The organism is Mesorhizobium sp. LSJC280B00, assembly GCF_000502835.1.
Taxonomy (GTDB): Bacteria; Pseudomonadota; Alphaproteobacteria; order Rhizobiales; family Rhizobiaceae; genus Mesorhizobium.
Map to the genome: position 1 here is coordinate 119,051 of NZ_AYVL01000017.1, position 15,072 is coordinate 134,122.

The following is a 15,072-nucleotide window of genomic DNA, read 5'->3' on the forward strand; positions in this document are numbered from 1 at the left end:
TGGAGTGCCAGCATTCTGCCAGGAAGGTGGTCTCGACCACACCCAGCCCTCACGGCACCGCGACACACTCGATCTCGATGTCCATGGGCCATGAGGCCGCCGGTACGAAGCTGCGCGCCGGCGGGTTGACGCTGAAATACTTCGCATAGACGCGGTAGATCGCGTTGTAGAAGCCGAAGTTGGCGGCGTAGACGCGCACCATCACCACGTTATCGAGCGAGGTATCAGGCGCTTCCAGACAATGTCTCAGCGCCTTCAGCGACGCCTCGGTCGCACCTCGATGTCTCCCTTGACCAGCTTGCCGGTCGAGATATCGAGCGGCGGCGTGCCGGAGACGAAGACCAACTCCGCCCCTTTTGTCACCAGTGACAGCGGCTCGCCCCGCGCACGCACGGCCGCCCACAGCACCGGCACTTCGACAATCTCCTTGTTCATGACGATCTCCCTGGCTTGCAGTGAGCTTATCTGCCGGCCTTGCCAACGCCAGTGCCGACCGCTCGGCCTAGCCGAGAAATCCAATAAACCGTCCCGCGAAAAGCACGGCCGTCCACAGCATCAGCGAGAGCACAGCCAGCATGGTCGCGGCCCCATCGGCCGGCTCCTCACCGCCTTTTGCGCGCCGCATGAAGGCGAGGAAGTTGGCGCCGGCAAGCAGGATGAGCGTCATCTTGGCGAGAAAAATCGGCATCGCCGCATACTCGCTCGCCCTGACTGAAAACAGCAGCGCCCCGGTGACGAGCGCGCCGCCGAACGCGGCCAATGCGGTGCGGCGCAGCAGCGCCACGAACGGCGCCTGCGGCAGCGAGCGGAAGGCGCCCAGGATCCTGAGGTCCATGAGCCAGACGCTGGTCAGCAGCGCGCCGATCGACATGATGTGGAGCGCATTGACGATGGGGTAGGCGACGAAGGAGGCCTTCAGCCCCCGCACCAAAGCGAGTTGTTCGATGCCGGCAAAAAACCCGTCCATTCAGGCCGGCGGCACGCGGTCGGGATAGACATCGTAGGTTTTGCCGCCGACGATGACGCGGACTGCCTTCATGCGTTTTTCGCTCTCGTCGCGCGAGCGATGGCCGATCGCGGCCACCTCGTTGCCGACCTTGGCGACCTCCTCGGTGAGGCCGGCGGCGATCGTGCGGGACGGCGGCGCCATCTCCACCCGCCAGACCTCGCCCTCGGCATCGACGTCCAGGGTGGCGTGCGGATTGCCGATATAGATGGCCGTTATCTTGCCCCGGAGTTCGAAAAACCCGTCCTGCGTCCACGACCAGCCGTGATGGGCATAAGCCGCACTGACGGCGGCAAGGATTACCGCCGCTGCCAGCGTGACGCTCCGGTTGAAAGGCGACAGCATCGCTCGTCTCCTCGGTTCGGCATTAGAGGGTAGGTCAGCGCGCCGCAGCGTCAAATCACATCGGGACAAGAGCCCGGCACCGGCAGGATTTCCCGATACGCCGACAGGGAATGCCAAGGTCAATGGCAGCAATCATACTGCAGCTGCTCGTCCCAGTCCGGCCGGCCCTCCGGCGCGAAATCCATCAGGTTCCACAAGATCTCGCAGGTACCGATGGCGCGCGGGTCCTGGCCGGGTTCCGGCAGCGTGAAACCCAGCTCGGAGCTCCAGAAATGCCTGATACCGTCGGCATCGCGGTGGAACACCGACAGGACGGGGAGTTGAGCGCCGGATTCGTCCTCGGCGTGGTAGTCGCGCTTGAAGCTGTTGCCGGCCGAGGACACCAGCCGCATGTTCACCCAGCCGCGGTCGCGGCCAAGCGTCAGCAGGTTTTCCAGCGCCGTCTTGCCCACCACGGCGAAATTGAAACCGGCCGCCTCGAGATGGCCGATGGCGCCGTCGAATTGGTCTAGCAGCGCCGTGCAGGACGGGCATGGCTGGTCCGGCCGAGCGAGCTTCGCCGTGCCGCCGCTGGTCGCGACGTCACGCGTTTCCTGCGGATGGCGCGGGAACATCATCGAGTAGACGATCAGCGTGTCCTTGCCAGGCGAGAACAGCTCCGACAATTTTATGCGCGCAGGCTTGCCGTCCTGCCCCAGTCCGTCAAACACATAATCCTGCGGCACCAGCCCGCCCTTGGGCAACGCGCGGCGGGCGACGGCCACATCCTCCATCGCGCGGCGCAGCTCGATCTCCTTCTGCAAAAGGGTTTCGCGGGCGGTGCGGTATTCCTGGGATTCGTTGGGAAAGCTGATCATCGTCATCTCCATCTCTTAGGATTTTGACGACGCGCGCCAAGGTTCCGGCAACGCGCCTTGCCTCTCAAGGACGCATGGCGAAGGGCGGTTCCGACATTTTTTGCGGCGGGCGGCAGAAGTCCCCCTCACCCGGATTGCCAACCGAATTGCGAAGGGCAATTCGGGGCAATCCGACCTCTCCCCGAGGGGAGAGGAGNCCCCTCACCCGGATTGCCAACCGAATTGCGAAGGGCAATTCGGGGCAATCCGACCTCTCCCCGAGGGGAGAGGAGGTCGTCGGCGTTGATGCCAGCCTCTTCTCCCCGGCGGGGAGAAGGTGGCCGCGAAGCGGCCGGATGAGGGGGACCCCCATATGCGATTGCCAATCGCCCGACGCTACTGCGCCGGCACCGGGCAGCTGACCTCGCCTTCCGGGCAATTGAGATAGTTCTCGAAATCCCTCACCCGGTCGTTGGTGAGAGCCGTCTGGCAATCGTAGACGACCATCGGATACATGCTGCCGGCGCCCTCGCGCGGGCCGCCCTGGAAAGCGCATTCGGCGTCGCGGAAAGCAACCCAGTTGCGTTGAGCATCGACCAGCAGCTTCTTGGTCTCCGCATCGCCCTTCAGCCGCCCTTCGATCTGCTTGTAGGCATCGTTGAGCTTCTTGTCGGCCTTGTCGAACGCATTCCCTGCGCATTCGTTCAAGGTGCCCTGGTCCTGCGCATTGGCGCAATCGTCGGCCCGCGCCACGCCCGCGAACAGCGGAACGGCGAGGATCAAGGTGGCGAGGCCGGTTCTGGAAAGCAAACGCCGCATGTTTCTCCGGTTTCGTCAAAACCCCCGCGCGAATCGCAACGTCGCAGCTTGACGCCCGGACCGGCAAGACGCGACCTGCCGCCTTGGTGGCCATTTCCTTTCCGGATCCTGCGCTCGGTCCCTGCCCTCCACCATGGCTCCGGGCGTTCGTCGGCTTGTCGACCGCGCCTCACCCCGCCCAGTCGACTTCGAACATCCCCAGCCGTTCGTAGAGCCGGACGGCGGCGGCGTTCTCGACCGTGTTGGTCTTGAGATCGACATGCTCGGCGCCCCGCGCGCGAAACACCGCAAACGCGTGCCGCATCAGCGCCTCGGCGATGCCCTTGCCGCGCGCCTCCGGGTGGACGGCAAGATCCTTGACGAAAGCCCGCGTCCAGCAGAGCGCCGCGCCCGCCAGCCGGCCCTTGCCGTCGATGACCAGGAAACACAAAGCTGGGTCGAATTCCGCGTCGGCCGAAATGCGCGGCCACCATTCGTCGAACGGCCCGTCGGCGCCGTCGTCGAACACCGCGGTCAACAGCGTATGCAAAGCGAGTGCATCGGCGGCTTCGAAGCCGCGCATGAAAAAACCTTCGGGCCAGCGCGGCGCCAGAAGCGTGTCGTCGAGGATCTTGCGCAGGCGGATGTCGTTTGGCGCCGGCGGGCGCGGCTCAGGCATCGGGCTGCATGCGGCGGCGCAGGCTATCGCTGCCGAGGCCGGTTTCGCCCAGCATCCCCTTGCGCTTGGCGTCGTAATAATAGCCGCTCTGGTAGAGCCGGTCGGCGCGCTTGGGGTTGCCGCCTGAGACCAGCCAGGCGCCGCGCAGATATTTCACCGCATATTTCAAATTGGTCTCGGCATCGAACAGGCCGCTTGCCGGCCCGTCATAGCCCATGCCGCGCGCCGTCGCGTGCTTGATCTGCATCAGCCCCCAATGGCCGTGATTGTAGGCTTTCGGGTTGAAGGTGCTCTCGCGGTTGACGACATGGCGCACCAGATCGACCGGCACCTGGTAAAGCGCGGAATATTTCTCGATCAGCCGCTCGATCTCGCTGCGGCCGCCGGCGTTCGACTGCCCCTCGGTGGGGTCGGTCGCGGCCAGAACGGCCGGGTTCTGCGGCACCGTGTAGGAAACCGGCTGAACGCCGGGCATGGCCGCGGTCTGTTGGGTGACCGGCATGGCGACGGCTGGCGTCGCGGTAACAGGCTGGGCATTGGCGGTCATGACGGCAGGGGTGGTTGCCGCCAGCGGCGTCGGCCCGGCAAAGGCGGCGGCCGGCTCGATCGGCAGCGCCGCCGTCTGGACCACGCCGGACGGCTCCGGCAGCACCGAAACCGTGTCGGGCAGCGCCAACGTAAAGCCGGCATCGGTATTGGCCGCATTTTCGGTGAAGGCCGGCGTCGGGGTCACCGGCGAAGTCGAGGTGCAACCGCTGAGAGCGGCCACGGCCAACACCGCCGCAAGGACGGGAAAGAGGAATTTTGCTGGCAAGCGGCGCTCGGGTCCGGTTCGTCGGGTGTTAAGAAGTCCTTACACCAGCATCTTTCCTCGGGCAATCCGCGGTAGCCGGCGGTTTTCGGGTGGCGAGCCGGGCCGGGAAATGCGATATTGTTCTGGATTTGTACTTCGAAGGATTCCGGAAAGGAGCACGCCATGGACGCCTCTCATGCCACCGCCGGCCACGCGGTCTTCGAAACCGTGCTCGGCTTCATGGGCATCGCCTGGAGCGATGCCGGACTGACCCGGCTCTGCCTGCCGCAGCGCAATCGCGACGCGGTCGAGCGCCGGCTGCTACGCCATGCCGCCGCCGAGCAGCCTGCGAAGCCCGAACCGCAATGGGTTGCCGAGCTGATCGCGTCGATCAAGGCCTACGCCGCCGGCAAGGACGTCGATTTCTCCAACGTGCCGGTCGATCTCAGCGGCGTCGACGAGTTCCGCCTGGCGATCTATGACGCGGCACGAAAACTCGCCTTCGGCGAAACCACCACCTATGGCGAACTGGCCAAACGGGCCGGCCATGCCGGGCTGGCGCGTGAGACGGGCGCCGCACTCGGCGCCAACCCGGTGCCGCTGGTCATCCCCTGTCACCGCATCCTTGCCGCCGGCGGCAAGATCGGCGGCTTTTCCGCCCCCGGCGGCTCGGCTACCAAGGAAAAGATGCTGGCAATGGAAGGCGTGCGCGTCGGCCCGCCGCCGCCGGCGCAGGTGTCGTTCGGGTTTTAGGTGTGCTGATATTCAGGCGAGGCCGGCACCCGGCGCACCATTTCGTCCCACTCTAATCCGGAAGCAGGCGCCGGCGGAAGCGCCGATCGAATTCCACCCGCTTGCATTTGTAGACGGTGCAGGAATTCGTATCGGCGCTCGGCACCGAGGCCCGCGCCCTGACTTCGCCGATGTCGCAGAATTGCTGGCTCCGCACATAGCGGTCGTAGAGCGCCAGGCCCGGCACGCGCGCCGATCGATAGCGCAGGATGACCGCACCCTCGCGCGCGATCGTCGCCTGCACCTTGCCGCAGCTCATGCGGGTCGGGTCGTAGCGCGAGCCCGCCTGCGCCTCGGCGGCCACCAGCGTCAGGCAAGCGGCAAGCAGAACGATTTTCATGTCCCTCTCCCCAAAACCCGGTCGCGCCCGAAGCCGACGCGATCCTCCCGGGTCAGGCGCGCAGCGACGACGCTCTCACGCGATTGGGGCGGCCGTTGGGCAGCGTTGCCGCGGCGCCATTTTCCGCCCCGTCTTGTTTTTTGCGCGAAAGCATATTATATGCCGTCCATTGATATTTCGGCCGATCGATCCGGGCCTCGCGATCTTCGCGTTTGCTGACGTTCTATCTCCAAAATCTCGATACAAACCGGCTGGGTTTCGGTCCAGTCAAACTAAAGCAAACGTAAAGGACTATCGAAATGGCAACAGGTACGGTCAAGTGGTTTAATTCCACCAAGGGTTTCGGCTTCATTCAGCCTGACAGCGGCGGCGCGGATGTTTTCGTCCACATCTCCGCAGTCGAGCGTGCTGGACTGTCGACCCTGGTCGAAGGCCAGAAGATCAACTTCGAGATCGAGCAGGACCGCCGCACTGGCAAGTCGTCCGCTGGATCTCTGAGCAAGGCAGCCTGATTTTGCGAATGGCGCGCGCCGGGCGATAGCCCGGGGCGCGCGGCAAGTCACGGATGTACTGGCGGTCGCGCGAGAAGCGCGCCGGAGCGAAAGACCCCGACAAGCCGAAGCAGCAGATTGCTGCCGGCCCGGCCAAAACGCTCCCGATCAGGCTACCAAGCATGGGAAGGCGGGATTTTGTCCCGCCTTTTTGCTGTCTGGATCCGATGAACCGCCGCCTTGGTGCTATGGGACCACTTTGTGGTGTTTTTGCCCCGGTCATGGTACCATCGACCCATGAGCAAGCTTGAACAGATTGAGAAATCCGTCGCCGAACTAAGCCCCGAAGAGCTCAAGGCGTTTGCCGCATGGTTCGAGGCGCTGCAGGCCGACATGTGGGACCGTCAGTTCGAAGCCGACGCCGAGGGCGGCAGGCTGGACAAGCTTGCCGAGCAGGCATTGGCTGATCATCGCGCCGGCCGGACCCGGCCTCTGTGAATCATTTTGCCACTCCCTCGTTTTGGGAGGCCTACGCAAAACTGCCCTCGTTAATCAGAGCAAAGGCGTGCGAGCATTCACGCCACCGGCCGAAGGCCGCAAGCCCGACCGGGCGTCGCGCCTGTAGGCGCGCCCCGTCCGGAGCGAGCCGCGAAGCGGCGACAAGCGTGAGGACAGAACTACCCCACCCACTCCAGCGGCACATGCCCCGGGTCGGCCTCGACCCGTCGCAGCCAGGCGGCCACCGCCGGATAGGCGTCGAGCTGAAACCCGCCCGTCTCGGCCGTGTGCGTATAGGCATAGAGCGCGATGTCGGCGACGCTGAGCGCATTGCCAGCGAAGAAGCTGCTCCCGGCCAGGTGCTTGTCCATGACGCCGAGCGCCTTGTTGCCGCGCTCCAGCGTCAGCGCCAGCCGCTCGGGCGTTGCGTCCTTGGCTCTTTCAGGGAAGGTCAGCAGCGCCCTGCGCACGGCGATATAAGGCTCGTGGCTGTATTGCTCGAAGAACAGCCACTGGTAGGCCAGCGCGCGTTCGTATCTGTCCGCCGGCAGGAACCGCGTGCCTTCGGCGAGATGGAGCAGGATGGCATTGGATTCGGCCAGCCGGCGGCCGTCGTCGAGTTCGAGCAGCGGCACCATGGCGTTCGGGTTTTTCGCGACATAGTCGGGCTTGCGCGTGTCGCCGGTGTGCGAGCTGACCTCGACATTGGTGAAAGCGATGCCGAGCTTGGCCATCAACAGGCGCGGCTTGTAGCAATTGCCGCTGTCGATCATTCCATAGAGTATCATCGGTGCTCCCCCTTGCTCGCAACCACCCGTCTCAGGGCTTGATCCAGCCTCTATCGCGGCAGCGGCGGCTTCATCCAGTGATTTGTTTTGGCGTAACCATCAGCGCCGCTGATGCATTCATCCGAACAAGGGGATGACGTTGTTATCCCTGCCAAGCAGCCTGTCGATCGACAGAGGCTCCTCGTCGAACAGCGTACCGGCCAGCGCCGGCCGGGCAAGGTAAAAGCCCTGCAGCAGGTCGACGCCGCCATCCAGCGCGACGCGCAGATGCGTGGCGTTCTCGACGCCTTCGACCAGCACCTTGGCGCCACGGTCGTGCAGCGTCGAAACTAGCGGCCGGAAAAACCGCTCGGCGGCGGCATGGCGGCAGAATTCTGCGAACCAGGTGCCGTCGATCTTGACGATGTCGGGCTGCACCAGCGCTACCCTTTCTTCGGTCGAATGCCCGGTGCCGAAATCGTCGATGGCGATGCGGACGCCGTCGCGCCGCATCTCGCGCGCCAGGCTGACAAGCACCTTGTCGCCGGCCGCCTGCTCGGTAATCTCGCAGACCAGCATGCCGGGATGCAGGCCGAAATCCGCCAGATGCCTGGTCATCAGCCTGATTTCGGCCAGCGCCCGTGCGGGGTCATCGTTGATCAGCGGATTGTAGTTGAAGAAGAGGTCGAGCCCGTCGACGCCGATGTTGCGGAAGTTGCGCAAATGCAGCACCCGGCACATGGTTTCGACAAACAGCCGATCCGCTGCCGGCACACCTTCGAAGAAGATTTGCGGCGCCACCGGCCTGCCTGCACGATGCGGCTCGATCAGTCCCTCGACCGCGACGGCGGCGAGAAACCTGCCGCGCGGCGCGAAGACCGGCTGGTAGGCGCTCCTCAGCCGGAATGCGCCGTAGACGCCATATTCGATGCCGACCTCGTCGGCAAAGATCGCTTCGCCGACCTTGCGCCGCATGTCGGCCCGCCCGGTCACGATGCCACCCTGCGGCCAAAGGCCCGCATCGGCCGCCGCGATGGCGAAACGGCCGCGGGAACTTTGTCCTTATCGGGCGACACCGCTGATGCTTGCCCGGCCTTGTCGAAGACGTGAAAGCTGGTCGGTGCAAGCTCCGGGCGCGCCAGCACGAAGCCTTGCACCATCGAGGCGCCCGACTTTTCGGCGAGCTCGAGCTGCCAGCCCGTCTCGATGCCCTCGAATACCGTACGGATGCCTTGCTCTTCGAAGCTTGTCACCATAGCGGTCAGCAAGGCGAAGCCGGCACCGGACTCCATCAGCGTCATGATCCAGTCGGCGTCGAACTTGACGATGTCTGGCCTGAGTTCCTTGATGCGATTGATGTCGGATTCGTCCGCGCCGTAATCGTCGACGGCAATGCGCAAACCATTGCCCCTGAGCGCCTCGACGAAACTGTAGAGCGTTTCCTGCGACGCCGATTTCTGCTCGGTGACCTCGCAGACGACGCGGCGCGGATCGATGTCGGCCTCGTGCAGCACCAGCCGCATGTCGCGCAGCGCCTTGTCGGCGATGCTGCGGTCGGTGAACACCGATGGATCGAAATTGATGAAGATGGAGGCGTCTCGCGGCAGGCAGGCGCCGGCGTTCAGAAGGTGCAGCGTCCGTGTCAGCGCCTCGATATGCAGGCGGTCGACCGCCGGACAGCTGTTGAAGAAACTCATTGGCGGCTGCGGCTCGCCTTCGCGGAACGGCCGGATCAGCCCCTCGAACGCGACGACGGAAAGCTTGCCCTTGTTGAAGGCGAAGATCGGCTGGAACGCGCTTTGCAGCGTATAGACCCCCCAGACACCGCTGGCGGTGCCGTCATCATGGCGGATGATATGGGCAAGCCCGATGCTGCGCGTCACGGTTCCTCGCTATGCGAGACTGGCGGACCGGCCACGGTCCTGCCGTTCAAGCTTTTACCGATCGTTGATGAATTTATTGTTGCCAGCATTGCGCGCTGGCTCATTCGACAATGCCTGCGCTGGGCTTGCGCTTGAGAAGACGATGCGACATGAGAGGCGCCGCGGCGCCTTCGCCCGCCGGTCTTTTCTGGAGATATCTGTCATGGCCTTTCTTGCCGACGTCCTTTCCCGCGTAAAGCCTTCCGCGACCATCGCGGTGACGCAGAAGGCGCGCGAGCTGAAAAACGCCGGCCGCGATGTGATCGGGCTGGGCGCCGGCGAGCCGGACTTCGACACCCCCGACAACATCAAGCACGCCGCGATCGAGGCGATCCGCCGCGGTGAGACGAAATATCCGCCGGTATCCGGCATTGTGCCGCTGCGCGATGCGATCGCAAAAAAATTCAAGCGCGAGAACAATCTCGACTACCGGCCGGAGCAGACCATCGTCGGCACCGGCGGCAAGCAGATCCTGTTCAACGCCTTCATGGCGACGCTGAACCCCGGCGACGAGGTGATCATCCCGCGCCCCTATTGGGTCAGTTATCCCGAAATGGTGGCGATCTGCGGCGGCACCTCGGCCTTTGCCGACACCTCCATCGACAACGGCTTCAAGCTGACGGCGGCCGTGCTGGAAAAGGCGATCACGCCGCGCACCAAATGGCTGTTGATGAACTCGCCGTCGAACCCCTCGGGCGCAGCCTACACCGAAGCGGAACTCAAGAGCCTGGCCGACGTGCTGTTGAAGCACCCGCATGTCTGGGTGCTGACCGACGACATGTACGAGCACCTGACTTATGGCGACTTCGTCTTCAAGACCATCGCCGAGGTCGAGCCTAAGCTCTATGAGCGCACGTTGACGATGAACGGCGTGTCGAAGGCCTATGCCATGACCGGCTGGCGCATCGGCTACGCGGCAGGCCCGGTGCCGCTGATCAAGGCGATGGACATGATCCAGGGCCAGCAGACCTCCGGCGCCTGCACCATCGCCCAATGGGCGGCGGTCGAAGCGCTGAACGGCCCGCAGGATTTCATCCCGAAGAACAAGGCGATCTTCCAGGGCCGGCGCGATCTCGTCGTCTCGATGCTCAACCAGGCGCGCGGCATCACCTGTCCGTCGCCGGAGGGTGCGTTCTACGTCTATCCCTCCTGTGCCCAGCTGATCGGCAGGAAGACCAAGAGCGGCAAGGTGATCGACAGCGACGAAACCTTCTGCTCGGAACTGCTCGAGGCCGAGGGCGTGGCGGTTGTTTTCGGCTCGGCCTTTGGCCTCGGCCCGAACTTCCGCATCTCCTACGCCACGTCGGAGGCTCTGCTCGAAGAGGCCTGCACGCGCATCCAGCGCTTTACCGCCGCGCTGGTCTGAGACGTTTCAGCCGCCATACTGCTCGTCGTTCACCTTCTCCAGCCAATCGACATGCACACCCTCGAGCGCCTCCTGCATGGCGATGTGGGTCATCGCCGATTTGGGCGCGGCGCCGTGCCAGTGCTTTTCGCCGGCCGCAAAGGAGATGACGTCGCCGGCCCTGATCTCCTGCAGCGGCCCGCCCCAGCTTTGCACGAGACCGGCACCGGATGTGACATAGAGCGTCTGGCCGAGCGGATGCGTGTGCCAGTGGGTGCGAGCGCCGGGCTCGAAGCTGACCAGCGTGGCTCTGAGCCGCGCCGGCGCCTCTTTCTCGATGATCGGCGTCTGCAAAACCCGGCCAGTGAAGTATTTTTCCGGCGCAACAATCGTCGGCACGCTGCCGCAGGCAATAATCTTCATCGTCGCAAGTCCTCGATTCAATCCAGTGTCTTAGACCCTACCACTTTCGTCCGATGCCGGCTGCATCTCCTGCCGGCTGCGGGCAAAACGCGGCCAGAACAGACCGGTCCGCGTGCGGTAAGCGTCGTAGGCATCGGCCAACCTTGTCCGCGAAAATTTTCGCTCTTCGTCCAAGGCTGCGATCACGTAGATCGTAACGATGCCGGCGACCGGAACCACCGCCCAGACCGACCAGGTCGCGATACCCCATCCGATCCAGAAGATGATGTAGGACGTGTAGAACGGATGCCGGACATGGAGATAAGGGCCTTCGGTCACCAGGCTGTCGGGATTGTCAGGATCGAATGCGAACCGCAGCCGCGCCTTGCGGGAGACCGAGATCGCCCACCAGAACAGCGCCGAGCTTGCCAGTTCGATGGCGAGCCCGCCGATCTTCGCCGCCACCGGCTGCCGCTCGATCCACAGCAGCGCAAGAAAGAACAGCGCCGTGCCGACCACGACGGCCGAAATGATCATCGCGCCTTGAGACATGGTCTGCGACTGGAAATGCGCGCGCATCGACCAGGCATATTGCCCGAGCGTCGCGATGCTGCTGATCGAGAGGAGAAGGTCGAGCGTGGATTCCATCATCAGGGTCCCGGGGTTAGCTGTGGTGGATTCGTTCATCATACCCGGCGCAAGCCGAGAAATCATTTCTTAACCACCGTTCTAAACAACATGGTGACCTCGGCATGCGATGTTGACCTGGAGACAATCCCAAGGTCCAAACCAGATATGGCCGTTTCCCACCGCACGATCCGCACGCCGCAAGCGGATTTGCGCCTCAGCCAGTCGTCGGGACCCGGCATCCCGCTTGTCCTGATCCACGGCTCGGGCAGTTCGCGCGCCGTATTCGCCCGTCAGTTCGACAGCCCGTTGGCCGCTGCCCATCGGTTGATTGCTTTCGACCTGCCCGGCCATGGCGAATCGTCGGACGCCCGCGATCCGGCGACGGACTACACCATCGCCGGCCTTGCCCAATCGGCGGCTCAGCTCCTCGATGTTTTGGGGATCGGCCGCGCCGTCGTCTTCGGCTGGTCGCTTGGCGGGCACGTGGCAATCGAACTCGCAAGTTTTCACCGCGCCGTCGGCGGGCTGATGCTGACCGGCGCGCCGCCGGTATCGAAGGGTCCTTTCGGCATGCTGCGCGGCTTCCACGCGCATTGGGACATGCTGCTGGCGTCCAAAAAGACGTATTCCGAACGCGATGCCGAGCGCTTCGAGACGCTGTGCTTCGGCGACACCGCCGATCCGTCCTTTCGCCAAGCCATCCTGCGCACCGACGGCCGGCTGCGCGCCGCGGTGACGCGCGGCATGCTCACCGGCAAGGGCGCCGACCAGAGACAGGTGGTCGAGCAAGCCGCGTTTCCGGTCGCTATCGTCAATGGCGAGAACGATCCGTTCGTCCGGCTCGGCTATTTTGAGACACTCGCATACGGCTCGCTGTGGGAGCATTGCCACATCATCTCTAGCGCCGGGCATGCGCCTTTCTGGGAGCGTGCGGACCTGTTCAATCCGTTGCTCGCGCGCTTTGCCGAGACGGTGGCGGTGCAGCGCGTCGACGCACCCTCGCTGGCGTCGCGCCTAACCGGCACCGGCTGAACCGGCCCCAACTTCAAATCCCTTCAACCTCAAATCCCTTGCCCTCCCGGCCTGCCCGTGGGACGATGCCCTTTGGGTAGGTGGCAAATTGAAAAAAGCCTCGCCCGCGACGGCCGACAGGCCGGCCGCCGCTCACAGGGAAACGCCTGAGTGGAGGTCAGCCATGGGTACTCGCGCCGGAGGACGACGCACGGGACCGAAATGCATTGCCATAGTCGGTCCCTTCGCAAGCGGTAAGACGACACTTCTCGAAGCCATACTCGCCCGTACAGGCGCCATTCCCCGCCAGAATCCCGTTTCGTCCGGAAATACCGTTTCCGATCATTCGCCCGAGGCGCGCGCTCACGGCATGAGCGTCGAGGCGACCTTCGCCACCACCGATTTCATGGGCGAGCCGTTCACCTTCGTCGATTGTCCCGGCTCCATCGAATTCTCCTTCGAAGCCGAGCCGGTGCTGGCCGCCTGCGACGTCGCCGTGGTCGTTGCCGAGGCCGACGAGAAGAAGATCCCTGCCCTGCAGCTGATCATGCGCAAGCTCGACGATCTCGGCGTGCCGCGCATGCTGTTCCTGAACAAGGTCGACAAGGCGATAGCAGGTGTGCGCGACACGCTGAAGATGCTGCAGCCGGCAAGCTCGGTGCCATTGCTGCTGCGCCAGATCCCGCTGCGCAAGGACGGCGTCGTCATCGGCTCGATCGACCTCGCTCTGGAGCGTGCCTACATCTACCGCGAATATGCCGAGAGCGAGGTCGCCCAGATCCCGAGCGACGACAAGGCGCGCGAGCTCGAGGCGCGCTTTTCCATGCTGGAGACGCTCGCCGACCATGACGACCGGCTGATGGAGCAATTGCTGGACGAGATCGAACCGCCGAAGGATGCGATCTTCGACGATCTTGCCGCCGACCTGCGCGACGGCATGGTGACGCCGGTGCTGATCGGCACCGCCGAGAAGGGCAATGGCGTGCTGCGCCTGTTGAAGGCGATCCGTCACGACGCACCCGACATCGAGGCGACGCGCCAGCGCCTCGGCGCTCTCGATGGCAATGCCACCGTGGTCCAGGTGATGAAGACCATCCACACCGCGCATGGCGGCAAGCTGTCTGTGTCGCGCATCCTGTCCGGCCAGGTCGCCGACGCCGCCGAGCTGTTCCTTTCCAATGGCGAAACGGCAAAGGTCTCCGGCATCTACAAGATGCTCGGCAAGGACCAGGTCAAGCTGACTTCGGCCAAGGCCGGCGACACGGTCGCGCTCGGCAAGCTGGACGCCGTCAGGACCGGCCAGACGCTGAGCTCGACCAAGGGCGGCATCCAGCCGCTGGTCACGCTGGCGCCGCCGCAACCGGTCTTCGCCTTCGCGCTGCGGCCGAAAGAGCGCAAGGACGAGGTCAAGATGTCGGCGGCCATCCAGCGCCTGGCCGAGGAAGATCCCTCGCTCAACCTGCATCACAACCAGGATTCGGCCGAAACCGTGCTGTCCGGCCATGGCGAGATGCATCTGCGCGTCGTGCGCGAGCGGCTGGAAGGCAAGAACCAGATCCCGGTCGAAGGCCATGTGCCGGCCGTGCCCTACCGCGAGACGATCCGCAAAGCGACGCAGCAGCGCGGCCGCCACAAGAAACAATCAGGCGGCCACGGCCAGTTCGGCGACGTCGTGATTGAGATCAAACCGCTGCCGCGCGGGTCAGGCTTCCAGTTCACCGATACGATCACCGGCGGCGTCGTGCCGAAGACCTACATCCAGTCGGTCGAGACCGGCGTGCGCGATTACCTGAAATCCGGCCCGCTCGGCTTCCCGGTCGTCGATGTTGCCGTCAACCTTTCCGACGGCTCCTACCATGCGGTCGATTCCTCCGACATGGCCTTCCAGATGGCAGCGAAGCTGGCGATGAAGGAAGGCATGGCCGCGTGCTCGCCGGTGCTGCTCGAGCCGGTGATGAAGGTCGAGATCGTCACGCCGTCGGATGCGACGTCGAAGATCATCGCTCTGATCCCGCAGCGGCGCGGCCAGATCCTCGGCTACGACGCGCGGCCCGACTGGCCCGGATGGGACGTCGTCGAGGCGACCATGCCGCAAGCCGAGATCGGCGACCTCATCATCGAGCTGCGCTCGGCCACGGCGGGTGTCGCCAGCTACCGGGCCGTCTTCGACCACATGGCCGAACTCACCGGCCGGTTGGCCGACGAAGCGCTGAACGCCAACGGCAAGGCCGCCTGATCTGCCTTTGCGGCCCAACAGGAAACGGCGCCCGGATGATCCGGGCGCCGTTTCTTGCGGACCGTCTTCGTGGGAGGCGAAACGGCAGGTCCGCCGCATGCTTGCCGCCGGTGCCTGGCGGCGGAGGAAGGTTCGGACGCGGTAGCTGCCTGAGCCCGGGTCGTCCGAGTGATGCCCCCAT

General features: G+C 64.5%; 20 protein-coding genes. 6 read left to right on the forward strand and 14 right to left on the reverse strand.

The features are described from left to right. Positions 1-49: 49 nt before the first annotated feature. The 8 genes from X773_RS78235 to X773_RS61935 all read right to left on the reverse strand — a co-directional run bounded on the left by X773_RS78235 (position 50) and on the right by X773_RS61935 (position 4,478). A complete protein-coding gene (locus tag X773_RS78235) occupies positions 50-259 on the reverse strand; it encodes a RidA family protein (protein ID WP_245274756.1) in 210 nt (69 codons plus the stop codon). Then, positions 256-435, reverse strand: coding sequence for a RidA family protein (locus tag X773_RS78240; RefSeq protein WP_245274757.1), 180 nt, complete (start codon positions 433-435; stop codon positions 256-258). Before X773_RS78240 ends, X773_RS78235 begins: the two co-directional genes overlap by 4 nt. A 67-nt stretch (positions 436-502) precedes the next feature. Then, positions 503-967, reverse strand: coding sequence for a DUF6644 family protein (locus tag X773_RS61910; RefSeq protein ID WP_023678323.1), 465 nt, complete (start codon positions 965-967; stop codon positions 503-505). Next, on the reverse strand, positions 968-1,351 hold the full coding sequence (locus tag X773_RS61915; protein WP_023678324.1) for a DUF6152 family protein: 384 nt from the start codon (positions 1,349-1,351) through the stop codon (positions 968-970). A gap of 119 nt (positions 1,352-1,470) precedes the next feature. Further along, positions 1,471-2,208: a DUF899 family protein gene (locus tag X773_RS61920; protein WP_023678325.1), complete on the reverse strand. Its 738-nt coding sequence runs from the start codon at positions 2,206-2,208 to the stop codon at positions 1,471-1,473. Positions 2,209-2,583: 375 nt separating this feature from the next. Next, positions 2,584-3,006, reverse strand: a complete 423-nt coding sequence (locus tag X773_RS61925) for a lysozyme inhibitor LprI family protein (RefSeq protein ID WP_031212113.1) — start codon at positions 3,004-3,006, stop codon at positions 2,584-2,586. A gap of 169 nt (positions 3,007-3,175) precedes the next feature. Then, complete coding sequence (locus tag X773_RS61930) at positions 3,176-3,664, reverse strand: GNAT family N-acetyltransferase (protein ID WP_023678327.1); 489 nt, start codon at positions 3,662-3,664, stop codon at positions 3,176-3,178. After that, on the reverse strand, positions 3,657-4,478 hold the full coding sequence (locus X773_RS61935; protein WP_023678328.1) for a lytic transglycosylase domain-containing protein: 822 nt from the start codon (positions 4,476-4,478) through the stop codon (positions 3,657-3,659). Before X773_RS61935 ends, X773_RS61930 begins: the two co-directional genes overlap by 8 nt. A gap of 162 nt (positions 4,479-4,640) precedes the next feature. On the opposite strand from X773_RS61935, the gene X773_RS61940 reads away from it, so the two are divergent. Then, positions 4,641-5,210 (forward strand): methylated-DNA--[protein]-cysteine S-methyltransferase, encoded by a 570-nt coding sequence (locus X773_RS61940; RefSeq protein ID WP_023678329.1) that lies wholly within the window; start codon positions 4,641-4,643, stop codon positions 5,208-5,210. A gap of 52 nt (positions 5,211-5,262) precedes the next feature. On the opposite strand, the gene X773_RS61945 is transcribed toward X773_RS61940, so the two are convergent. Continuing rightward, entirely contained in the window at positions 5,263-5,589 is a 327-nt protein-coding gene (locus X773_RS61945) for a hypothetical protein (protein WP_023678330.1), read from the reverse strand. Between the two features lie 299 nt (positions 5,590-5,888). Here X773_RS61945 and X773_RS61950 point away from each other — a divergent pair, with 299 nt between their 5' ends. Both X773_RS61950 and X773_RS61955 read left to right on the forward strand, forming a co-directional pair. Next, positions 5,889-6,101: a cold-shock protein gene (locus X773_RS61950; RefSeq protein WP_023678332.1), complete on the forward strand. Its 213-nt coding sequence runs from the start codon at positions 5,889-5,891 to the stop codon at positions 6,099-6,101. 276 nt (positions 6,102-6,377) lie between these two features. Continuing rightward, positions 6,378-6,578 (forward strand): hypothetical protein, encoded by a 201-nt coding sequence (locus tag X773_RS61955; protein ID WP_023678333.1) that lies wholly within the window; start codon positions 6,378-6,380, stop codon positions 6,576-6,578. Positions 6,579-6,757: 179 nt separating this feature from the next. Here the strand turns inward: X773_RS61955 and X773_RS61960 are convergent, their stop codons facing one another. The 3 genes from X773_RS61960 to X773_RS61970 all read right to left on the reverse strand — a co-directional run bounded on the left by X773_RS61960 (position 6,758) and on the right by X773_RS61970 (position 9,228). Then, positions 6,758-7,366, reverse strand: a complete 609-nt coding sequence (locus tag X773_RS61960) for a glutathione S-transferase family protein (RefSeq protein ID WP_023678334.1) — start codon at positions 7,364-7,366, stop codon at positions 6,758-6,760. Positions 7,367-7,483: 117 nt separating this feature from the next. Beyond that, positions 7,484-8,338: an EAL domain-containing protein gene (locus tag X773_RS61965; RefSeq protein WP_023678335.1), complete on the reverse strand. Its 855-nt coding sequence runs from the start codon at positions 8,336-8,338 to the stop codon at positions 7,484-7,486. Next, entirely contained in the window at positions 8,335-9,228 is an 894-nt protein-coding gene (locus X773_RS61970) for an EAL domain-containing protein (RefSeq protein ID WP_023678336.1), read from the reverse strand. The genes X773_RS61965 and X773_RS61970 overlap by 4 nt, the downstream gene beginning before the upstream one ends. 202 nt (positions 9,229-9,430) lie before the next feature. Between X773_RS61970 and X773_RS61975 the strand changes: the two genes are divergently transcribed. Next, complete coding sequence (locus tag X773_RS61975; protein ID WP_023678337.1) at positions 9,431-10,633, forward strand: pyridoxal phosphate-dependent aminotransferase; 1,203 nt, start codon at positions 9,431-9,433, stop codon at positions 10,631-10,633. A 6-nt stretch (positions 10,634-10,639) separates the two neighbouring features. On the opposite strand, the gene X773_RS61980 is transcribed toward X773_RS61975, so the two are convergent. Continuing rightward, entirely contained in the window at positions 10,640-11,035 is a 396-nt protein-coding gene (locus tag X773_RS61980; protein ID WP_023678338.1) for a cupin domain-containing protein, read from the reverse strand. Positions 11,036-11,065: 30 nt separating this feature from the next. After that, a complete protein-coding gene (locus X773_RS61985) occupies positions 11,066-11,662 on the reverse strand; it encodes an isoprenylcysteine carboxylmethyltransferase family protein (protein WP_023678339.1) in 597 nt (198 codons plus the stop codon). Positions 11,663-11,809: 147 nt separating this feature from the next. Between X773_RS61985 and X773_RS61990 the strand changes: the two genes are divergently transcribed. Next, positions 11,810-12,676: an alpha/beta fold hydrolase gene (locus tag X773_RS61990; RefSeq protein ID WP_023678340.1), complete on the forward strand. Its 867-nt coding sequence runs from the start codon at positions 11,810-11,812 to the stop codon at positions 12,674-12,676. Positions 12,677-12,839: 163 nt separating this feature from the next. Next, entirely contained in the window at positions 12,840-14,891 is a 2,052-nt protein-coding gene (locus X773_RS61995; protein ID WP_023678341.1) for an elongation factor G, read from the forward strand. Positions 14,892-15,072: the final 181 nt, after the last annotated feature.